Raw genomic sequence first — 2818 nt, 5'->3', positions numbered from 1 at the left:
AACTCAGCAGTGAAACGACGCATCGCCGATGGTAGTGTGGAGCTTCTCCATGTGAGAGTAGGTCATCGTCAAGCTTCTATCCCAAACCCCCGATACGCCCAGGCGTGTCGGGGGTTTGTCTTTGCGCAGCAGAAAGTTCTGGTCAGTCCGAATGAAAAAAGGCCCATCATCGATGGGCCCTTTTTTCATTCGGGAGCTGTCAGTCGCCGCGATATTCGCAGCCACTGGTGCAGGTCTCGTGGATGCGGATACGGGAGAGCTCCGGGAGCAGGGGTTTGAGCTGTTGCCAGATCCATTTGGCGAGGACTTCGCTGGTGGGGTTTTCCAGGCCGGGGATCTCATTGAGGTAGTTGTGGTCGAGCTGCTCGTAGAGCGGCTTGAAGATGGCCTTGAGTTCGGAGAAGTCGCGGATCCAGCCGGTATAGGGATCGGGCTCACCCTCGATATAGATGGCCACGCGGAAGGAGTGGCCGTGCAGGCGGCCGCACTTGTGGCCGGCAGGCACGTGAGGGAGCCGGTGCGCGGCTTCGAAGATGAATTCCTTGAAGATTTCCACTGAAATGCCTGTATAGCAGAGGTGATGCGGGATTTATGGGTGGAGCAGTACTGGGTGTACTGCTCAGTGTACTGATTGATCGTTGCAGGCGGTGAAAGCCGACATCCACTGGGAGATGTCCGACTGGCGCCAGGCGACCGAATTGGGCCCTATTCTAACCTGTTTCGGGAAGGTGCCCTCCCTCATTCGACGGTAGACCGTGTTGCGGCCCAGGCCGGTGATGTGAAGCACCTCGTCGAGGCGAATGAAGCGGTCGATGATTCTTTCTGTTGCGGCCATGTTGGATACCTCGCTGGTCAGCGCTGGGGCTGGGCTATTTGGTGCGGAAGCTCATGGCGCCAAACCGGACCACGCCGGGCTCTTCGCCAATCACCTCTCTCATCAGTCGGTAGGTCTTCGGCGCGTTATCGGACTTGCTCCAGTTCAAGCCGACCTCATCGAGGAATGACTGCTCGATCTCGTCCCAGCGCGCAGCAAGGCGACTCCAGACCACGCCGAGTGCTCCGATCTTGTCGAAGTGCTGCCTGACCTCTGGCACCGCTTCCAACAGCAGCAGGCAGCGGTTCAGGTCATCCGGGTCGTGAGGGTAATCGCCCTCGTTCGGCAGGCCGCAGGCGGCCAGGGCCATCGTCTTGGAGCTGGCGCCGACGCGCCCGGTGGCGATCCAGTGCAGGACTTTCTCTTGAATCTCGGACATGCGAATTCTCTCCGCCGACTCTCGCCGGCAGCTGGTGGGGTAGGTGGGGAAGGGGTCAGCGGCGATACCAGGTCAGTTGGTAGCACCTGGCGTCATCTGGAATTTCGGCAGCAGGCCATCGCAGGCATTGCAGGTGTTTGCGCTCGGGGCGCCGGCCGTTCTGGCGAACCTGCTGTACCAGGTAAGCCGAGCCGCCCGAGGTGGTGATGTAGTCTCCTGCCTGCAAACCATCTGCGCCGTCGATATAGAGCTTGCACGGGGTATATGGCGCGCGCTTTTTCATCAGCCTATTCCTCGCTTCATGCGCCGACGCTTGGATTCGCAGGACTGGCAGCGGGGGAAGTTGCCGGGGAGGAACATCGGCGCCTTGTCGTGGGAGTACGCCTTGACGCCGCAGGCGCTGATCCAGCGCCTGACCCGACCGAACTTGGAGAGCTCGGCGGCGCTGAACTGGCGGAACCAGTGCGCCTTGTCTCCGGTGAACATGGCTTTCAGCCAGCCCTCGGTGATGCCCTCGGCGGGCTCGCCACCCATGGTCACGCTCATCTTCTCCAGCTCGTCGTATCGGCCCTGGTGCGCGAGCGACAGGATCAGGTTCCAGTCAATCAAGGCGTCGGCTCCTTGCTCATCGCGGCGTCAATCTCGTCATCGAATTTGGCTACATGCCCTGTCGCCTTTCGGTAGTGCTCGAACAGATGGCACTCATCACGGAGCCACCTGTAACGCTCAGCATCCTTCCGCAGCGCTTCGAGCTCGTTCTTGAACTGGTCCCTCTCCTTCTCCACCTTCAGGTGATCCTCTTCCAGTACAACGGTCTCCCGCTTGCTGTACTGCATGAAATCGACCATGGCGCTGTGGCGTGGGGCTCGATTTGTCATGGCGTGCCTCCCGTAATCCATAGGATCAGCAAGATCGTGATCACAGATCCTGAGCCAAGAATCGCCAGACCTCCGATCAGGTGCTGGTTCATCTGCCTCAGTTTCTCGACTTGGAACTGCAATTCCTGGTTTTCCTCGAGCAACATCTGAGTTAGCTGCTCGCCATCCAGCCCACAGGCTCCAGCTGCTGCTTCGTCGGTAACCGCGGCGTTGTGGCGTTGGGCTCGCTCAGCCATGGCTCTCTTCCTCCAGTTTCCCGCCGCAGGCATGGCAGAAGTGCATGCCGTTCTCCTTCGGCCCGCCATCCATCAGCGTCCACTTCTCGCCGCAGCCGGTGTCCCAGGAGAAGCTGTCGCTGTCATAGGTCCAGCAGCAGATGCTGGACTGCCCGGCAATCGCGGTTTGCCATGCCCACCAGCCGGTTTGAACGCTGGGTACGACGTAGAGCCCGGCGATGTCCCGCACCATCACTGCCGAGTCAAAGTCGTAGCCGAGGGCCTTGGCCTTTGCTTCGTAGGCCGCTTCGTAAAGGCGCCGTTGTTGTTCAAGTTGCTCGTCGGTCACGACTGCTGCTCCTTCCGCTCATAGGCGGCGGTGAACTCGGAAATTTCGGTGCTCAGGTCCTGGGCCAGGACGCTGGAGTGGTTGAGGTGGTTCTTGGCGCGCTTGAGCAGGGCGATGGCCTGG

8 protein-coding genes are annotated in these 2818 nt (G+C 60.3%); all 8 read right to left on the bottom strand.

Going from position 1 to position 2818, the window contains the following annotated elements; all coding sequences use genetic code 11:
- Window positions 1–199: 199 nt before the first annotated feature.
- The 8 genes from queD to ACFW0B_RS25650 all read right to left on the bottom strand — a co-directional run bounded on the left by queD (window position 200) and on the right by ACFW0B_RS25650 (window position 2695).
- Window positions 200–556 (bottom strand): 6-carboxytetrahydropterin synthase QueD, encoded by a 357-nt coding sequence (gene queD, locus ACFW0B_RS25685; protein ID WP_069084299.1) that lies wholly within the window; start codon window positions 554–556, stop codon window positions 200–202.
- A gap of 63 nt (window positions 557–619) precedes the next feature.
- Window positions 620–835, bottom strand: a complete 216-nt coding sequence (locus ACFW0B_RS25680; protein WP_449151779.1) for a helix-turn-helix transcriptional regulator — start codon at window positions 833–835, stop codon at window positions 620–622.
- A gap of 34 nt (window positions 836–869) precedes the next feature.
- Window positions 870–1253, bottom strand: coding sequence for a hypothetical protein (locus tag ACFW0B_RS25675; protein WP_449151778.1), 384 nt, complete (start codon window positions 1251–1253; stop codon window positions 870–872).
- Between the two features lie 55 nt (window positions 1254–1308).
- A complete protein-coding gene (locus ACFW0B_RS25670; RefSeq protein ID WP_449151776.1) occupies window positions 1309–1536 on the bottom strand; it encodes a hypothetical protein in 228 nt (75 codons plus the stop codon).
- Window positions 1536–1862 carry a hypothetical protein gene (locus ACFW0B_RS25665; protein WP_449151775.1) on the bottom strand — a complete coding sequence of 109 codons (327 nt, stop codon included), beginning with the start codon at window positions 1860–1862 and terminating at the stop codon, window positions 1536–1538. Before ACFW0B_RS25665 ends, ACFW0B_RS25670 begins: the two co-directional genes overlap by 1 nt.
- On the bottom strand, window positions 1859–2089 hold the full coding sequence (locus ACFW0B_RS25660) for a hypothetical protein (RefSeq protein WP_449151774.1): 231 nt from the start codon (window positions 2087–2089) through the stop codon (window positions 1859–1861). The genes ACFW0B_RS25665 and ACFW0B_RS25660 overlap by 4 nt, the downstream gene beginning before the upstream one ends.
- Before the next feature lie 38 nt (window positions 2090–2127).
- On the bottom strand, window positions 2128–2367 hold the full coding sequence (locus ACFW0B_RS25655) for a hypothetical protein (RefSeq protein ID WP_449151772.1): 240 nt from the start codon (window positions 2365–2367) through the stop codon (window positions 2128–2130).
- Window positions 2360–2695, bottom strand: a complete 336-nt coding sequence (locus ACFW0B_RS25650) for a hypothetical protein (RefSeq protein ID WP_449151771.1) — start codon at window positions 2693–2695, stop codon at window positions 2360–2362. The genes ACFW0B_RS25655 and ACFW0B_RS25650 overlap by 8 nt, the downstream gene beginning before the upstream one ends.
- Window positions 2696–2818: the final 123 nt, after the last annotated feature.

Source organism: Metapseudomonas phytobenefica, assembly GCF_043392685.1.
Taxonomy (GTDB): Bacteria; Pseudomonadota; Gammaproteobacteria; order Pseudomonadales; family Pseudomonadaceae; genus Metapseudomonas.
This window is presented reverse-complemented; position numbering and strand designations above follow the sequence as displayed.

What these genes read in the sequence shown, in the direction of transcription:
- ACFW0B_RS25655 (WP_449151772.1), bottom strand. Translation starts at nt 2,367, where the DNA reads ATGGCTGAGCGAGCCCAACGCCACAACGCCGCGGTTACCGACGAAGCA.
- ACFW0B_RS25660 (WP_449151774.1), bottom strand. Translation starts at nt 2,089, where the DNA reads ATGCAGTACAGCAAGCGGGAGACCGTTGTACTGGAAGAGGATCACCTG.
- ACFW0B_RS25670 (WP_449151776.1), bottom strand. Translation starts at nt 1,536, where the DNA reads ATGAAAAAGCGCGCGCCATATACCCCGTGCAAGCTCTATATCGACGGC.
- ACFW0B_RS25675 (WP_449151778.1), bottom strand. Translation starts at nt 1,253, where the DNA reads ATGTCCGAGATTCAAGAGAAAGTCCTGCACTGGATCGCCACCGGGCGC.
- ACFW0B_RS25680 (WP_449151779.1), bottom strand. Translation starts at nt 835, where the DNA reads ATGGCCGCAACAGAAAGAATCATCGACCGCTTCATTCGCCTCGACGAG.